Source organism: Lysinibacillus sp. FSL P4-0201 (assembly GCF_038593425.1).
Classification (GTDB): Bacteria; Bacillota; Bacilli; order Bacillales_A; family Planococcaceae; genus Lysinibacillus; species Lysinibacillus capsici.
Genome location: NZ_CP151995.1, coordinates 602,665 through 619,725, shown reverse-complemented (window position 1 = coordinate 619,725; position 17,061 = coordinate 602,665). Strand labels below are relative to the sequence as shown.

Below are 17,061 nucleotides of genomic sequence, written 5' to 3'. Positions count from 1 at the left end.
ATATTCCTATTCTAATAAATGAGTGAGCATTCAGTCAACATAAAACGGAAATATTTCTGATAATTTTATATTCTTACATTTTACAAGAAAAAAAGCCACCCTGAATTTTTCAAAGTAGCAATTTTTACTTTCCTTAACTATTATACTTAGGGGGATGTCGCATATTCAGTAGACTTTTGAACATCTGCTAAATTGCATACAAATCTATACAGCCCCGTAGCTTAACATCTGGAAATTCATTTTTTGTACAAAAACATTTTTTAAATCAAACTTTATTTTTTAAAAACATTCCCACTGCGAATATATTCAACATCTGCTACGTTTAAGCGAGCATTTACAACACGTGCAGCTGCAAATAAATAATCCGATAAGCGATTTAAATATTTTTGTACAACCTTTGGTACATCTTCAACTTCTTTCATAAGTGTCACCATTTCACGCTCTGCTCGACGTGCAACCGTGCGTGCAATGTGTAAAGTTGCCGCTGCTGGTGCACCTCCTGGTAAAATAAAACGTTGTAAAGGTGGCGCTTCGTCTGATAAAGCATCTATACGAGCTTCAAGTACTTCAATCGGTTGCTCTGTTAATTTATAATGACGTTCTTTCATCACATTAGCAAGGTCTCCACCAGCATCGAACAACTCATGCTGAATTGTCTCTAGGTCTGTTAAAATATCCTTGAAAAGCGCTTGATCTAATTCACTTACAGCCTTCCCAATAAAGGAATTTAATTCATCAATTGCCCCATATGTTTCCACACGTAAACTATCTTTATCAACCCGTCCTCCAATAAGACTTGTTTTCCCCGTATCGCCTGTTTTCGTGTAAAGCTTCATTTCTCTCATCTCCTAAAACTGGTTTTTATAATTCCTAATCGCCTGAACTGTTGTTTCATAGACACCCTTTGCAATCATTTTACCAACTTCCGTAATTGGGCCACCATACAGCATTTCTTCTCCTTTTTGAGTTGCAGCAATTAACAGACTATCTGTAGCAGTACCTGTTGCAATTGTTCCACTCCGCTCATCACGAATATTTTCTGATTGCAACGCCTTTGTTTTTGCCTCAGTTGCTGTCATCAATGCCTGAAAAAATGCCTCTTCCGATAAACAACCATTAACGATAACCCATGTATTAATAGTACCAATATATGGATCATCTTGTCTTTCATGTACTCGAGATACATCAACTGCATTGCCTACGCCAGCTGTTACAGCTACGATTATACTGCCAAAAGGTGCTGAAAATTCATTGATGGCCACTAGAGCTGTTGGTACTGCTGTTAGCATAACAACAGTATTTGTAGATGAAAAATTTTCCCTTTTCAAAAATTCTTTAACTTCTCGTTTCACATCGCTAATGACATAATCACCAGGAACTGAGCGATTTAATAAGCAATTATGCCAGCCAATACCTGGGTTATGAACTGCAGAAGATACGGTCTTCAGAGGAAGCTCTGATTGAAGTTGGATATATTGTTCAGTTATCGTAAAGTGCTCTTTTTTGATGACAGCTCGCTGCTGATAGTCTGTAGCTGCGGGCATCATTGTAATTTGAGGTTTTGGTATTTCAGGGTGAGCATATGTAGTCACCCGTGCTTGATAAACTTCTTCAATTTGGGAGGCAATTAATACTTCATGTGGTGCACCAAGTGCTCTCATTTGTCCGCTTTCCATCAGCAATAATTCATCACAATAAAGTGAGGCTAAATTCATATCGTGTAGTACCATAACGACTGTTAAACCACACTCCATGGCTTCCTTCCGAACCATATCTAAAATTTGACGTTGGTGTGCAATATCAAGATGATTCGTTGGTTCATCCAGCAGTAAGATTTCAGCTGTTTGAGCTAATGCCTGTGCAACAAAAGCTCTTTGTTGTTCACCGCCAGATAAAAATTCCATCGGTGTATGCTCATATCGCTTTACACCTGTTTGAAGCATTGCATGTTGAACTGCCTTCTCATCTTGTGCAGACCAACTCGAGAAAAAGCCTGTTTGATGCGGGTAGCGCCCCAGTGAAACTGCCTCTCTCACACTGTTCGAGAAAGCATTTGCATGAAGCTGTGGTAATACAGCCATTTTTTTCGCCAAAGCACGAGCATTATAAGAAAGAATATTTTGTCCATCAATCGAAACGGTTCCAGCAGTAGCTGGTAAAATACCACTCATTACTTTTAATAATGTGGATTTCCCGCTACCATTCGGCCCTAGAATGCCAAGAATTTTTCCTTTTTCAACAGTAAAACTAATGTCCCTGACGATTGGTACATCTTCATAGCCACCTGATAGATGTTCAACAACAATCATGCCCGTACCCCCTTGCTTCTTCGCTGCTTATAAAAAATATAGGAGAAAACAGGTGCTCCAATAAATGCCGTAATAACACCAATTGGTAGCTCTCTTGGCACAATGATTGTTCGTGCTACTAAGTCGCAAATAATGAGTAATGTTGCACCATTGAAAAAAGATAATGGTAATAAGTGGCGATGATCAGAACCCCAAATCATCCTTGTCATATGCGGCACCACTAATCCTACAAAGCCAATTGTGCCAGAAACCGCTACAGCCGCTCCAGTTAACATGGAGCCACCTGCTAATATCAAATATTTACTGCGCTTTACATTAACACCTAAATGTTTTGCTCGCTCTTCACCATACAACAAGACATTTAATTCTCGTCTTTGTGTCCATAGCATAATTGAACCAACAATCACAAAAGGAATGATCATTTGGACATATGGCCAACCACGCATCGAAACAGAACCAAGTAGCCAGCCTATTACCTGACGTAATTCTTCACCAGATAAGGCAATCATTAATGAAATAAGGGAACCTAAAAAAGAACTAAAAATAACACCTGTTAATATCAACGTTTCCATTTTTAATGAGCGGTCTACGAGTCTAGCAAAGCTCATAACAACTACCATCGTAATGATAGCACCAATCATACTGAAGATTGGCAGCGCATACAAACCGACAACAGGTATAGAAATACTAAAAAAGATCGTTAAAACAGCACCAACAGAAGCCCCTGATGAAACCCCTAGTGTATATGGATCTGCTAATGGATTTTTTAATAAACCTTGGAAAGCTGCTCCAGCAATAGCTAGAGATGCGCCTACTAGTCCCGCTAATAACACGCGAGGCAAACGAATTTTCCAAAAGATATTGGCGGCTGTTTCATCAACCGCCTTATTCCACAATACTTCTAATGGAATATGAACCGAGCCTATCGCTACGCCACACCAGATGCTAATAAGAAGAAGCGTACATGTTAATGTATAGGCTAGTGCTATTTTTTTCACTTAAATACCTCAGGATAGATTGCTTTTGCTAATTCTTCTAGACCTTCAGCTAAACGTGGCCCTTGACGACTTGTCGTACTTTCATCTACCTGCACAATCGCATTATTTTTTACGGCATTAATCGTATCAAAGCCCGCACGTTTTGGTATTTTCGTTAAAATATCTGGTACATAATGATATGTCACCACGATGACATCTGGATTTTTTGCGATAATTTGTTCTGCATCAATTTTATACCAATTATCGCCATCTACAGCTACATTCTCTGCATTGATCATTTCAAGCATAGCGTTCATAAATGTACCATTGCCAGCTGTATAAATATCTGGCTCATCTGATGCTTCAACTAACACTTTTTTGGGTTCAACATCCTTGACTTTAGACAAAACTTCTTCTACTTTTGCCTTCATATTAGCGACAATTTTTTCTGCCTCTGGTAATTTCCCTGTAGCACGTCCAAGTTGCTCAATTGTTGTATATGTTTCATTAAAGTCTTGTGCATTTTTTACAACAAATACTTTCAAACCTGCTGATTCAAGCTGTGCAATAGCCTCTTCTGAAAGAGACATGCTAGATTCGTGTGAAAAAACGATATCTGGTTTTAAGGCAATAATTTTTTCAATATCGTATTCCATACCGCCAACCTTATCCTTCTCAGCTGCCTCTGGCGGATAATCGTCGTTGTCCGTAACACCAACTATTTCATCATTTAAACCTAGTCCAAAAAGGATTTCAGTATTACTTGGAATAAGTGAAACAATTTTCTCAGGAGGTGCTTCAAGTGTAATGTCCTTACCAAGGGCATCTGTTATCGTCATTGGGAATGTTGCTTCATCCACCTGTGCTGTTTCTTGCTGTGTTTGTTGCTCGTTAGATGGCTTGTTATCTTTTGCTTCCTGCCCACAAGCAGCTAGCAAGCCTACTGCTAAAAATGCTGATAATCCTATTTTCCAAAATTTCTTCATGTGAATCCTCCTTCGTTGATCCGTGCAACATTTCGCTTTATTCTACATCAAAATAAAACCCCTCATCTTTGATCGATGAGGGGGCAAAATCGCACCAAAAAAACTGATACAAAATCCACCACCCTATCCTCGTAGGTTGTCATGTCGTTATAAAGGCAGGTCTCCTGGCTAGTGCTACTTGCGATTTTTCAAGCCTTCCCGAAATCTTCAGTGGCATCATTTGAAAAAACTCACACTTACAGTGGCGGGACCGCATCGGAATTACACCGATTTCCCTTTTCACTTTACTTAAGTAAAGAACCTTTATAATATTCAGTTGATTTCATTATACATGAAAATGAAAAAAGTCGCCTCCATTCAAGACGACTCCCCGGCCATTATACAATTTCAGAAAAGTATTGGACTGTTTTCATTTGAGCACCCATTTCTCTTAATGACCATGTCTGTTCTAAATAAACGTCCGCTAGTTTTTCATATTTCCCACCAAATTTATGTGCCCACTCAACCGCTATGACACTTTCATAAAGGTGAGCCATTTTTTCCGCCATACCCTTAGCTTCAAAAGTTTTCGTTGCCTCGTCTAAAGCGCTAAAAATTTGCAGTTTCACAGACATATTCGCCAATTGTTCTTTAACGATTTGTACTAGTGAGCTGTCAGCTAATTTGTCTAATCGTTCCTCCATCTCCTGTACAAACAGTTCATGAGCATGAAACTTATCTACTAAACGAATGAGTTCTAAGGCCAAAATATTAGCCGTACCCTCCCACACCGTTAACACTTGGGCGTCTCTTAATAAGCGGGGCGTTACAAAGTCTTCTATATAGCCATTACCTCCGTGTAATTCAATTGCCTCACTAGCATAATGAACAGCTTGCTCTGCTGTTTCCTTTTTCATAATGGCAATATATAAACGATTCATAATAAGATCTTGCTGAGTTCCCTGTCCACTTGTCACTTTATCGTATAATTGGATAAGATCAAAAACTGTCGCTACTTCCACGTGCAACTTAGCTGCAAATTTCCCTAAAGTATCCTGAATCATAGGGTACTGTGTTAAGGGCTTGCCAAATGCATGTCGATTGCTTACATAATGTTTTGCCTCTAAGAAGCCGCGACGCATAATACCAATTGAAGCGACTGCATTACAAATTCTAGAGAGATTTAGTGCTTCTAGCATATAATAAATCCCTTTATTTTGCTCCCCTACAACATAGGCAAGTGCACCATCAAATTCTACCTCACCAGAGGGAACTGCCCGAACGCCTAGCTTATCTTTCAGTCGGCGAATACGTAAATGATTTGTTGTTCCATCTTCTTTGCGCCAAGGAACTGCAAACAATGTTAAGCCTTTGGAACCTGCTGGAGCACCTTCTAGTCGTGCTAATACCATCGCTACACCACACATGCCCGCATTGGATGCAAAATATTTTTCACCATATAGACGATAAGCAGTGCCATCCTTTCTCGCCTCCACCACATTTGCACCTACGTCAGAGCCCCCTTGACGTTCTGTTAAAAAGGTCGCACCTTCATATAAATCTGTGTCACCTGTTGCACACACATGTGGTAAAAAACGCTGCTTTACCTCTTCATCTGCATAATGATCTAATAGATAGGCAGTTGCCATTGTCAATGTTACTGGACAATAAAAACCGGGCTCTGCATGTGATAGCAAATAACCTTGTGCAAAGCTATAAACATAATTCCCCTTGTGTCCTAGCTGCGGAATATGCTTGTGTACATAACCTACAATCCCAGTATTATATGTCTCTTCAATCGTTTTTTTATAGCCATCATTAACCCAAACCTCTGATATCTCTTCACCATAGGCATCATATCTTTGAAGGCGAGGCTCACCCTGTCGATCTGTATGCTTTGCCCTCGCATCAATATCACCTGCACATAGCTCACCAAAATCTGTTAACTCTCGTTGGGCATAGGATAAAAACTCTTTATCTAACATCATTTTCACTATTTTTTGAAGCGTGTCATCTTCAGTAAAAAAGTTCGTAGTACGCATTGCTTCTTGTTGTAATACTTTCATGCTATCTCACCTCTTGCCCCTTTAAATTTTGTTTTAATATTTTGCCTGATGCATTGCGTGGTAGCGCTTCTACTTTTTCAAAAATACGTGGTATTTTAAACTTTGCAAGATGCTCCTCTAAATAAGCTTTCAAAGCTTCCTCATGGATGTCTTGTTTAGCAGAATACACCGCCTTTACAGTTTCCCCCCATTGCGGATGTGGTACACCAATTACCGCAACCTCGAATATACCTTCAAAGCTCAATAAACAATCTTCAATTTCTTTCGGATAAATGTTGACACCTCCCGAAATAATGACATCCTTTTTACGATCTACGATCCAAATAAAACCATCTTCATCCTTGCGAGCTAGATCTCCGGTTTTTAACCAACCATCAATAAAGGCTTCATTAGTAGCTACTTCATCCTTATAGTAGCCAAGCATGTTGCCCTCACCCAACAAGACAATTTCCCCCACTTCGCCTACATTTACATCTTCTCCACTGTCATTCACAATACGCAACTCTGTACCAAGTGGCGCCCGCTGACCAATACTTCCTGCCTTTGCTTCATGCTCCTTGCCAAATAATAATGAGCCACTTGGACCTGCCTCTGTTAATCCATATACACAAGTCAAATTATTTGTGCGGAATGCCTGCTGAATGAACCGAACCTCACTTTGAGATAACGGTGCCCCACCATAGACCCACCATTTCATAGAAGACAAATCTGCCGAATGTAGCCTTGGCAGTTGTGCCGTTAATAAATAAGCAACAGGTGCACCAAAGAAATGTGTTGTTTTCTCCTTTTCAATGGAATCAATGAATAAATCGGGTGTAAAAGTTGGTGTTAATACATTTGTTGAGCCTACCAATACACCCGCCATTAAAAATAAATGTAATGGTGCAGAGTGTGTTAATGGCATCATAAGCAAAATACGGCTCTCAGGCTTTACCTCCATTTCAACAGCTATCATTTGCGCCACTGTTAAAATATTACGGTAGCTAAATAACACACCCTTTGGTTTTCCTGTCGTGCCAGATGTATATAAAATCGTGGAAGGGTCATCCTCTTGTAACTGACAATCAATTGTTTGTGTACTAGCATTTTGAAGCATTGATTCATACTGATGCCATCCCACTTTTTCTTGACCTGTTTTAATTTTTAACGGAATACCGGCTAGCTGTTCAACTGCTGCAAAAATAGCCTCATGTACGACAATTGCCTTCGCCTCGGCATGCTGCGCCACGTACTCTACTTCTTGCAATGTAAACTTCGCATTGACTGGCACAACGATCGCTCCAATACGCTGAATAGCAAAGTAACTGACAACAAACTCTAAAACGTTTGGCATAAAAATTAAAACCTTATCCCCCTGCTTTACTCCCTGCTCTAGTAAAGCATGACTAAAACATGTCACCTGCTTATCTAAATCTTGGTAGGTTACTCTTCTGCCATGACAAATAACGGCTTCATTTTTCGGATACTTACGGGCATTACGTGCTAATAAATTGGAACTATTCATCTTGCATCTCTCCCTTTAAAGTCGCTAATTTTTCGCTAAACATGCCATGCATTTGTTGTAACTCATGCTTCATCTGCGTCAGCTCAGCTATTTTACTGTCAATCTCTTGAATTTTTTGTTCCCCGTATTCAACCGTTCGCTCTAATTGCTGAATTCCTGAGCGATCAAAATCAAATAGTAAAACCATCTCTTTGATTTCCTCTAAAGAAAATCCGTACCGCTTGCCTCTGAAAATAAGCTTGAGTTTCGCCAATTCTTTTTTGGAAAAGGTTCGTTGGTTGGTAGATGAACGATGGGGGCAAAGAAGCCCAAGTTCCTCATAATAACGTATTGTCCGCGTAGACACATTAAACTCCTTTGCTACCTCCTGAATCGTCTTCAAAACCATCTCCCCTTTCCTAATTGGCAACAGTATACCATTGACGTTAACGTAAACTTCAACAAAATTTTCGGAATTAACAGAAAAATAAAGTTTGGGACAGCTAATTTCCCACGGTTTATCCGTTTCTTTTGTCTTTCTATCCAACACATTCGGAACTTTATCTCTCATATTCAGCCTTCTATCCATTAAAAAAAGCCCCTAACACTTTTCATGTTAGGAGCCTAAAGTTTAATTACATTTTTTCAGGTGCAGATACGCCGATTAAACGTAATGCGTTCGCAATTGTTGTGCGGACAGCCGTAATTAATGCTAAACGAGCCTCTGTTAACTCTTTATTTGAAGCATCTAATACTTTTTCTGCATTATAGAAGCTGTGGAATGCAGCTGCTGTTTCTTGAATATAGCTTGCGATACGGTGCGGTGTGCGGTGTTTCGCTGCTTCCGCTACCACTTTCGGGAAATCACCAATCTTTTTCAGTAAATCAATTTCCTTTTCTGCTGTTAATAAATTGAGATGTTCTGTTGTAGCAGCAAAGCCTTGTTCATTTGCTGAACGTAAAATAGATGAAATACGTGCATGCGCATATTGTGCATAGTACACAGGGTTTTCATTAGATTGTGATACTGCAAGGTCAAGATCAAAGTCCATATGAGAATCGCCAGCTGTTTTTACAAAGAAGTAACGAACTGCGTCAAGACCAACCTCTTCTACAAGCTCACGCATAGTTACTGCATTCCCTGTACGCTTAGACATCTTGAATTTTTCACCGTTTTTATAAAGCTGAACCATTTGAATAACTTCCACTTCTAACGTATCTCGATCATAACCAAGTGCTTGAATCGCTGCTTTCATACGTGGAATATATCCGTGATGATCAGCTCCCCAAATATTGATTAATTTATCGAAGCCACGGACAATTTTGTCTTCGTGATAAGCAATATCTGGTGTTAAATACGTGAATGACCCATCATTTTTAATTAGCACACGATCTTTATCATCACCAAATGTTGTAGAGCGGAACCAAGTAGCACCATCCTCTTCAAACACATGTCCATTAGCTTTTAATTTATCTAAAGCTACTTCGATTTTCCCGTTTTCATATAGAGACGTTTCAGAATACCAGACATCAAAATTTACACGGAAGTTTGCTAGGTCTGTTTTTAATTTATCTAATTCTAAAGCTAAACCGTGCTGACGGAAGAAGGCAAAACGCTCATCATCTGATTTTGCTAAAATTGCATCCCCATGCTCTTTTGCTAATTTACCCGCAATATCAATAATATCTTGCCCATGATAGCCGTCTTCTGGCATTTCAGCTTCCATTCCTAATGCTTGTTTATAACGAGCTTCTAATGAATAAGCTAAGTTATTAATTTGATTACCTGCATCATTAATATAATATTCACGAGAGACACTGTAACCAGCCATATCCAACACATTACATAAGGAATCACCAACAGAAGCGCCACGAGCATGACCTAGGTGAAGATCTCCAGTAGGATTTGCTGAAACGAACTCCACTTGAATCTTTTCCCCAGCACCTGCATTTGAGCGGCCATAGTCCGTACCTTGCTCAAGCACCTGTGTCACTACCTCTGTTAGGAAATCTTTACGCACTGTGATATTCATGAAGCCTGGGCCAGCAATATCAATCTTTTCAATATCAGTGCCTGATGGATCAAGATTTTCTAAAATAGCTTCGGCGATAGCACGTGGTGGCTTTTTAGCTAACTTCGTTAATTGCATCGCAATGTTTGTTGCATAGTCACCATTTGCTTTATCCTTTGGTGTTTCTAGGTGAATCGATAATTCTGTGCCAGCCTCAACTAGACCAGCTTTTTCAACAGCCTGCACGATCGCTGCTTTAATAGCCTGTTGTACTTGTTCTACTGCGTTCATCATTGTACCTCCGTAAATGTAATATCTAATGTATAGTTGCCAACGGATTGCCCACCCATTAGTAAATCGTACTGTACATGGAAATCTCCGCTTGTTGCCAGTTTTGTAAACGTCATATTTTTCGTATCAATCACGAGGGGCATAGAACCGAACTCACTTTCATAATGCCCTTTTTGTTGTTCGATTATGTTCAGCGGTAATCGCATATTAACCGCTCCAGCACGCATAATTAGTGCCTTCTCATGACCTAACTTCATCGTTGTGCGAACGATTTTATCCTCCTGCACCTCATCATATTTCAAATACAAGCTTCCTGCCTTTTCAAGTAGCTGCCCTTTGAGCCACATTTCATAACTTTCGGACTCCCCATCACTTGGACGAATGGTAGAAATGAGCTTTATGTTCACATGCGATCTTACTTCGTTCGCCATAACGGATGCCCCTTTTTAGTCTTTTACTATAACCTTTTTATTATAGGATGAATACTTATGGTTTTTCAAGATAGAAGTGATGTAAAGCTCCCTCAACAAGTTTATTCGAGAAAATAAAAACCCTCTCCTTCCAATAACGGAAAGAGAGAATTTCATTTTATCTATACCATTTTTTTATAATCAATTGTTGAACTATTAACAATAAAGCACTAACAGTCCAATAGATCGGGATAATCGCTGGATTGAACAGACTAAAAATGAGGATCATGAGAGGATTAATAAATACCATTATCTTCATATTTAATGGTTGACTTTTCTCTAGGGCTATACAACTTTGAATGAAATAAATCAAACAAGCAATCATCGAAACCCCAATATCAATCGTCCCTAAATTCATCCAAAGGAAATTTTCACTGGCAATCACTGAATCTAGCTTAATCGCGTAGTACAGTGAAAATAATATCGGTAATTGAATAATGATTGGTAAACAACCTAGTAAAGAGCTTTTCAATGAATCTGAAGTTAGCTCTTGGATTTGTTGCTGTACCATTCTTTTTTCAGATTCGCTTTGACTATTCTTATATTTATCTGTAAGCGCATCTAATTCAGGCTTAATGGTAGTCATTAATTCTTTTGAGTGCTTTTGGTGTTTTGCCGATCGAATAAATAACGGCATAAGAATTAATCTGACTGCAATCGTAATACCAATGACACTAAGTGCGTAGCTACCTGTAAAAGAATGGATGAAATGAATGAGGGTAATAATAGGTTGTGCTAAAAATGTTAACAATGGTTGTCCTCCTAGTTTTAAATTTTAAATCAAACTAGGAGATACACTTTCTTCCTCATTGTCTTCGGACATTCTAATACACAGAACAAACCACGTTAGCATAGGTGGAGTCCAAGTATTCGTGATAGTATAGTCAACTTCAAACTCCTCGTCTTTCACATCTTGAACGGTTATTTTATTGACGAGATACAGATGCAAATGAACACTTAATACAGTTAAAACCAAAGATGCTAATAGCCAAAAGTATTCCATTGTACTGAAAAAAATGAATAAATCATTCATGAGAAGTGACCAAATCATAATACTCCTCCTCCCTTTATTAAAATTGAAGAAACATACATTTTACCTAACTTATCTACGCTACAAAGTAAAATAAGTTTCAATTTTATGCTAAGGCTCATTCTTCATTTCAAAAATATAAAATGGGGCTAGCTCATAGCTAAACCCCATTCAACCAATCTTATTTATTTTACCCAGCCTAAAATCATTTCCCGTAATAATTTTGATGCTGTGTTTGCTGTCATTTCTGAAGAATCGTAGATCGGTGCTACTTCAACTAGGTCGAAACCTACTACATTTACACCACTTGCTGCAATAGCATGGATGGAAGCGAGTAATTCTTTCGAAGTAATACCACCACAGTCTACTGTACCAGTGCCTGGTGCGTGTGCTGGATCTAAAACATCGATATCAATTGTTACATACACATTGCGTCCAGCTAGTGTTGGTAGGACCTCTTTTAACGGTTCAAGCACTTCAAATTTTGAAATGTGCATGCCGTTTTCCTTTGCCCATTCAAATTCCTCTTTCATACCTGAACGAATTCCAAATGAATAGACATTTTTAGGTCCTATATGTTCCGCAATTTTACGGATTGGTGTAGAGTGCGAAAGTGGCTCTCCCTCATATTCCACACGTAAATCTGTATGTGCATCAAAGTGAATAATAGCAAGATCATCATATTTAGCTGATACAGCCTTCATTACTGGCCAAGACACTAGATGCTCGCCACCCATGCCGACAGGAATCTTGCCATCCGCTAATAATTTCTCTATATATTTCTCAATTTCATCTAAAGAACGCTGTGCATTACCGAAAGGTAGTGGAATATCCCCTGCATCAAAGTACTTTACTTCCTCAAGCTCACGATCTAGATATGGACTGTACTCTTCAAGACCAATGGATACCTCACGGATACGCTGTGGACCGAAACGTGATCCTGGACGGTAACTTACTGTCCAATCCATTGGCATACCATAAATTACTGCCTGTGCGTCGTCATATGTAGGATGACTTTTTATAAAAACATTTCCTGAATAAGCTTCATCAAATCTCATTGCTAGCCCTCCATATAATTAATCATCATTTTTTGTCTTCTTCTATTATGGCTTACAGGATTGTAATGAAACCTGTATCCTTTTATCCTCGTATACATTATTGGAACGTCTAGCAAATTTCGATTAAAATCTACAAGGTGCGATTTTTTTGTCGAATGCCAGCATTTCAAGTAGTACAAAAAAAGTATAGATGTTTTTGAATAAAGTGCAATAGTTTTTAGTTAGAATTTCGATTAAAGATGAATGTTCGAACACATACTAAAGCTAAGTTCGAAGTTGTGAGAAAACGAGGTGAAGTCGGATGAAACGAAAAAGCTATCATCGAAAGCAACAACGTGTAAAGCGCACACGCAAAAGCCTTACGTTATTCGTGGCCTTTACATCTGCAATTGTCGTAGCGTTTGTCGCACTCCGCATCTATGTTCAAGTGGCTGGTGCACCGCCTTTAACCGTACCAAAGGCTTCTATTTTCTTAGATGAAAATGAGAACCAAATTGGGGATCACTTTACAAATCAACGACGATATTGGGTCGGCCTCGATGAGATGTCACCTTATTTAAAGGAAGCAGTTGTTGCTGTTGAAGATAAAGATTTCTATCAACATGGCGGTTTCGACTATTCACGTATTGCTGGTGCCATTTTAGTGGACATTAAAGCTGGTGGTAAGGTTCAAGGAGCTAGTACCATTACGCAACAATATGCTCGTAACCTTTATCTTTCCCATGAAAAGTCTTGGACACGTAAATTAAACGAAGCCCTGTATGCTTATAGATTAGAAGTTTTTTATGACAAGGACGAAATACTAGAGGGCTATTTGAATACGGTATATTACGGTCATGGCATGTATGGAGTAGAGGCTGCAAGTCGTTTTTATTTCGGAAAATCTGCCAGTGATTTAACGCTTGCTGAAGCAGCAATGCTAACAGGCGTACCAAAAGGACCAAGTATTTACTCACCAATTGCCAATTTAGATAAGGCTACCAATCGTCAACAAGTTATTTTAAAACTTATGGCAGACCAAGGTGCCATTACACAAGAAGAAAAAACGCGTGCTGAAAATGAACAGCTCGTCTTAAAAAATGATAGCTGGGTTGCAACCAAATCTGTTGCCCCTTATTTCCTGGATGTGGCTTGGCAAGAAGCCAGTGAAATCTTAAAATCAAAAAACCTTGATATTAGTGAAGGTGGCTGGACAATTCAAACAACGCTTAATCTGGAGCATCAAAAAGCAGCTGAAGAAGCAGTAGCCAAAAATATGCCTGCCAATGATCTGCAATCTGCGTTTGTAAGTATGGAATCTAAAACAGGAGCTGTCACTGCACTAGTCGGTGGTCGTGATTATTCAGTAAGCTCATTTAACCGAGTTACACAAGCCAAACGTCAACCAGGCTCTACTATTAAGCCGATCTTATATGCAGCGGCGCTAGAAAATGGTTACACGCCACTAACTTTTTTAGATGTGGGTGAAACAACTTTTACGTATGATAATGGGCGTGGCACTTATGCACCTAAAAACGTCAACGGTCAATTTGCAGATCATGATATGACGATGGCACAAGCTATTGCTATCTCAGATAATATTTACGCAGTAAAAACCTTAGAGGACATTGGCTTCAAAGAGTTTCATGATATGGCAAACCGTTTTAATGTAGGAATTGGTGCGAAGGATAATTTATCCATTGCACTAGGAACGATTGAAACGACATTATACGAAATGACAAATGCATATAATATTTTGGCGTCGCAAGGACAGCAAACAACACCAACAACCATTGTATCCATTAAAAATGCACATGGAGATGTTATTTATGAAAACAAAGATGTAGCAAGCAAAGCTGAAACAGCCATTTCTAAAGAAAATGCATACATCTTAACAGAAATGATGACAGGTATTTTTGATCCTGTTTTCAGTGACTATTCACCCGCTACAGGAATCAGTATTCGTTCACGTATGACACACACATATGCTGCTAAATCAGGTTCTACGAATAGTGATCAATGGTTAATTGGTTTTACTCCAAAACTAACTGCTGGTGTATGGAATGGCTATGATCAGGGTAAAAACCTTACCACGAAGGAAGATACTGCTGCAACAAAGCAAATCTGGATTGACTTTATGGAAACTGTCAACAAAGGTACAAAAAATGAGGATTTCAAAAAACCTAAAGGTGTAGAGGGCGTTGTCATTGATATTGAAACAGGTAAATTAGCGACTGACGCTTGTCCTAAACAACGTCTAGTCTATGTAGAGTCGAAGGATGTACCTACTGAAAAATGTACAAACTTCGATATTCTCGACAGTAATACATGGGGAGAATTTTGGAATATGCTACCATTCTCTATATTTAAGGACTAAAAACAAGATAATTTCGGAAACCTTTTTAATCCTAATACGTTTTTAGCTATGAAGGCTCTCGACAAAGTAACTGATATACTAAAAATAAGAAAAGCTTTCTCTTCCCCGGAGACGTGTCCGTGGGAACAGAAAGCTTTTCTTTTTTTATGGTCCGCGAAGTATGAGCATCATGGGGCATTTGGCTTGGGTTGTTCAAATGCCGCATAGCGCTCATCACATTCGCGATACCAAGTGTCCTAGCTTACTAAAATGTAAGCTCTGCATCAAGTGTACTTTGTTTCAAACACACTTTCAACCTAATATCGAAAGCGATTGCAAAATGTCACAGATTGTTCAATCATTACGAGTCTATTCGACAAATAAGTCTTGACGCAATTGCTCCTCACTACGTTCCCACAATTCTGGATTAAGTTGTTTAAGGAAAGAAGCTAACACTTTTTTAGACGGTGCATCCATATGCTCTACAATAATATGACGTTTCATGGATTTATCCATTTTATTTACATGATCAGCTAGAATTTTATAGCCACGTCGTTTTTCACGATTTACAACCATCTCACAGGCTGTAACTCCTGCATAATATGGCCCATTTTCTTTATGGTCTATCGTCACCCACACGAGCCAATACGGTTTCCCGCCCTCTGAATCAGCACGGTCCATTGTAAATTTAATACCACGCTCTACGTCACTTCTTGCATGCATGGCACCAATTTCAACAGAAGCCGTCCCCTCTTCTACGTCCACTATTACAGGCGATACATTCTCTAATGAAAGCGAACCGATACCAAACCCTTTATGTCCATCTGTTGGATCGTTTTTTATAATGGTAAAACCCATTTTTTGTTTTGGTTTTTCTTCATTTGTCATACTTAAATATCCTCCATTCTGCTATTATAAAGGAAAGCATATCAACGCATATTTTATCGAAACAATCACTATTTTCGCCATTGCGTATATGCCTCAACGCAAGTAAGAAGTTTATACTTTCTTATAAACTAACTATACAACATTATTCTATAAAGGAGGCAATATTATGCCATACGTAACAGTGAAAATGCTTGAAGGTCGTACAGAGGAACAAAAACGTGCTCTTGTAAAAGAAGTAACAGAAGCAGTATCTCGCACAGTTAATGCACCTGCAGAAAATGTAACAGTTTTTATTGAAGAAATGTCTAAAAACCATTACGGCGTTGCAGGCGTTCGTTTTAGCGACAAATAATAGTAAGTTGGATAGAGCAAGCATCTTAACGCTCTATCCATTTTTTTGAAATGGTCATAAGTTAACCATCTTTTGCTGGAATAAAACCTTCTATTTCAAAAACAAGGATGTGATCTACGACATGAATAAACTGAAGATAATATTGCTCATCACTATGCTCGTCCTTGGCCTAATACTTGTATTTATCAGCCCCATTCAAAATGCGATCATTGCCCATTTAAGCCATCAATTAAATACTACTGAAATCAGTGTAGAAGAGATTGAAAAGAATAATCAGGTTAATGCAGATTATGTATTTGAGGATGTACAATCGCTGTCCATAGCTGAGGTATTAAAGGCTCAAACAAAGGCCAATAAAATGCCCATAATTGGTAGTATCGCCATACCAAGTGTTGACATGCAACTTCCGATTGTCAAAGGTGTTGGAAATGCTGCACTTGCCGTAGGGGCAGGTACCATGAAGCCAAATCAAAGCCTCGGGCAGGGAAATTACGCCTTAGCAGGACATTATTTTGAAGAAAAGGATATCTTATTTAGTCCTCTATATAAAGCAAGTATAGGAGATACAGTCTATGTAACGGATTTAACCAATATTTATGAATATCATTTAGCTTCTAAGAAAGTCATTGCGGCAACAGATATTTATGTAATCGATGATATTCCAAATAAAACTGTTTTAACACTCATTACATGTGCTGATAATGGATCAAAGCGTCTTGCCATACAAGCTGATTTTGTTCAACAATATCCATTTGATAAAGCACCTGAAAAGCTATCAGAGGCATTTTAGAAATAGGTGAAGCCCCTAAGATTTAAGAGTCTTAG

At 38.8% G+C, this 17,061-nt stretch carries 16 protein-coding genes and 1 riboswitch; of the genes, 3 read left to right on the top strand and 13 right to left on the bottom strand.

Translation table 11 applies throughout. The annotated features are described in order from the left end of the window. Positions 1–272: 272 nt before the first annotated feature. The 12 genes from MKY76_RS03030 to speB form a co-directional block, all read right to left on the bottom strand. The gene (locus tag MKY76_RS03030) at positions 273–836 is read right to left on the bottom strand and encodes a cob(I)yrinic acid a,c-diamide adenosyltransferase (protein WP_004231536.1); all 564 of its coding nucleotides are present in this window, start codon (positions 834–836) and stop codon (positions 273–275) included. Positions 837–848: 12 nt separating this feature from the next. After that, complete coding sequence (locus tag MKY76_RS03025) at positions 849–2,309, bottom strand: adenosylcobinamide amidohydrolase (RefSeq protein WP_103117414.1); 1,461 nt, start codon at positions 2,307–2,309, stop codon at positions 849–851. Next, positions 2,306–3,307 (bottom strand): iron ABC transporter permease, encoded by a 1,002-nt coding sequence (locus tag MKY76_RS03020; RefSeq protein WP_066036948.1) that lies wholly within the window; start codon positions 3,305–3,307, stop codon positions 2,306–2,308. Before MKY76_RS03020 ends, MKY76_RS03025 begins: the two co-directional genes overlap by 4 nt. Further along, positions 3,304–4,272, bottom strand: coding sequence for an ABC transporter substrate-binding protein (locus MKY76_RS03015; RefSeq protein WP_066036949.1), 969 nt, complete (start codon positions 4,270–4,272; stop codon positions 3,304–3,306). Before MKY76_RS03015 ends, MKY76_RS03020 begins: the two co-directional genes overlap by 4 nt. A 136-nt stretch (positions 4,273–4,408) precedes the next feature. Beyond that, positions 4,409–4,592, bottom strand: a riboswitch (cobalamin riboswitch). 57 nt (positions 4,593–4,649) lie between these two features. After that, the gene (locus tag MKY76_RS03010) at positions 4,650–6,317 is read right to left on the bottom strand and encodes an acyl-CoA dehydrogenase family protein (protein ID WP_342557402.1); all 1,668 of its coding nucleotides are present in this window, start codon (positions 6,315–6,317) and stop codon (positions 4,650–4,652) included. Between the two features lies 1 nt (position 6,318). After that, complete coding sequence (locus MKY76_RS03005; RefSeq protein WP_342557401.1) at positions 6,319–7,821, bottom strand: long-chain-fatty-acid--CoA ligase; 1,503 nt, start codon at positions 7,819–7,821, stop codon at positions 6,319–6,321. Next, a complete protein-coding gene (locus MKY76_RS03000; RefSeq protein WP_066037054.1) occupies positions 7,814–8,203 on the bottom strand; it encodes a MerR family transcriptional regulator in 390 nt (129 codons plus the stop codon). The genes MKY76_RS03005 and MKY76_RS03000 overlap by 8 nt, the downstream gene beginning before the upstream one ends. Positions 8,204–8,435: 232 nt before the next feature. Beyond that, positions 8,436–10,103, bottom strand: a complete 1,668-nt coding sequence (gene argS, locus MKY76_RS02995; RefSeq protein ID WP_342557884.1) for an arginine--tRNA ligase — start codon at positions 10,101–10,103, stop codon at positions 8,436–8,438. Beyond that, a complete protein-coding gene (locus MKY76_RS02990; protein WP_048393761.1) occupies positions 10,103–10,534 on the bottom strand; it encodes a DUF1934 domain-containing protein in 432 nt (143 codons plus the stop codon). The genes argS and MKY76_RS02990 overlap by 1 nt, the downstream gene beginning before the upstream one ends. Before the next feature lie 157 nt (positions 10,535–10,691). Beyond that, positions 10,692–11,324: a membrane protein insertase YidC gene (gene yidC, locus MKY76_RS02985; protein ID WP_305193510.1), complete on the bottom strand. Its 633-nt coding sequence runs from the start codon at positions 11,322–11,324 to the stop codon at positions 10,692–10,694. Positions 11,325–11,348: 24 nt separating this feature from the next. After that, positions 11,349–11,624, bottom strand: a complete 276-nt coding sequence (locus MKY76_RS02980; RefSeq protein ID WP_342557400.1) for a hypothetical protein — start codon at positions 11,622–11,624, stop codon at positions 11,349–11,351. A gap of 164 nt (positions 11,625–11,788) precedes the next feature. After that, positions 11,789–12,661, bottom strand: coding sequence for an agmatinase (gene speB, locus MKY76_RS02975; RefSeq protein ID WP_342557399.1), 873 nt, complete (start codon positions 12,659–12,661; stop codon positions 11,789–11,791). Positions 12,662–12,962: 301 nt separating this feature from the next. Here speB and MKY76_RS02970 point away from each other — a divergent pair, with 301 nt between their 5' ends. After that, entirely contained in the window at positions 12,963–15,017 is a 2,055-nt protein-coding gene (locus tag MKY76_RS02970) for a PBP1A family penicillin-binding protein (protein WP_103117410.1), read from the top strand. Between the two features lie 348 nt (positions 15,018–15,365). Here the strand turns inward: MKY76_RS02970 and MKY76_RS02965 are convergent, their stop codons facing one another. Then, entirely contained in the window at positions 15,366–15,884 is a 519-nt protein-coding gene (locus MKY76_RS02965) for a YwhD family protein (protein WP_004231517.1), read from the bottom strand. A gap of 166 nt (positions 15,885–16,050) precedes the next feature. Here MKY76_RS02965 and MKY76_RS02960 point away from each other — a divergent pair, with 166 nt between their 5' ends. Together MKY76_RS02960 and MKY76_RS02955 are read left to right on the top strand one after the other, a co-directional pair. Continuing rightward, the gene (locus MKY76_RS02960) at positions 16,051–16,236 is read left to right on the top strand and encodes a 2-hydroxymuconate tautomerase (protein ID WP_004231516.1); all 186 of its coding nucleotides are present in this window, start codon (positions 16,051–16,053) and stop codon (positions 16,234–16,236) included. 121 nt (positions 16,237–16,357) lie between these two features. Next, positions 16,358–17,026 carry a class A sortase gene (locus MKY76_RS02955; RefSeq protein WP_054548575.1) on the top strand — a complete coding sequence of 223 codons (669 nt, stop codon included), beginning with the start codon at positions 16,358–16,360 and terminating at the stop codon, positions 17,024–17,026. Positions 17,027–17,061: the final 35 nt, after the last annotated feature.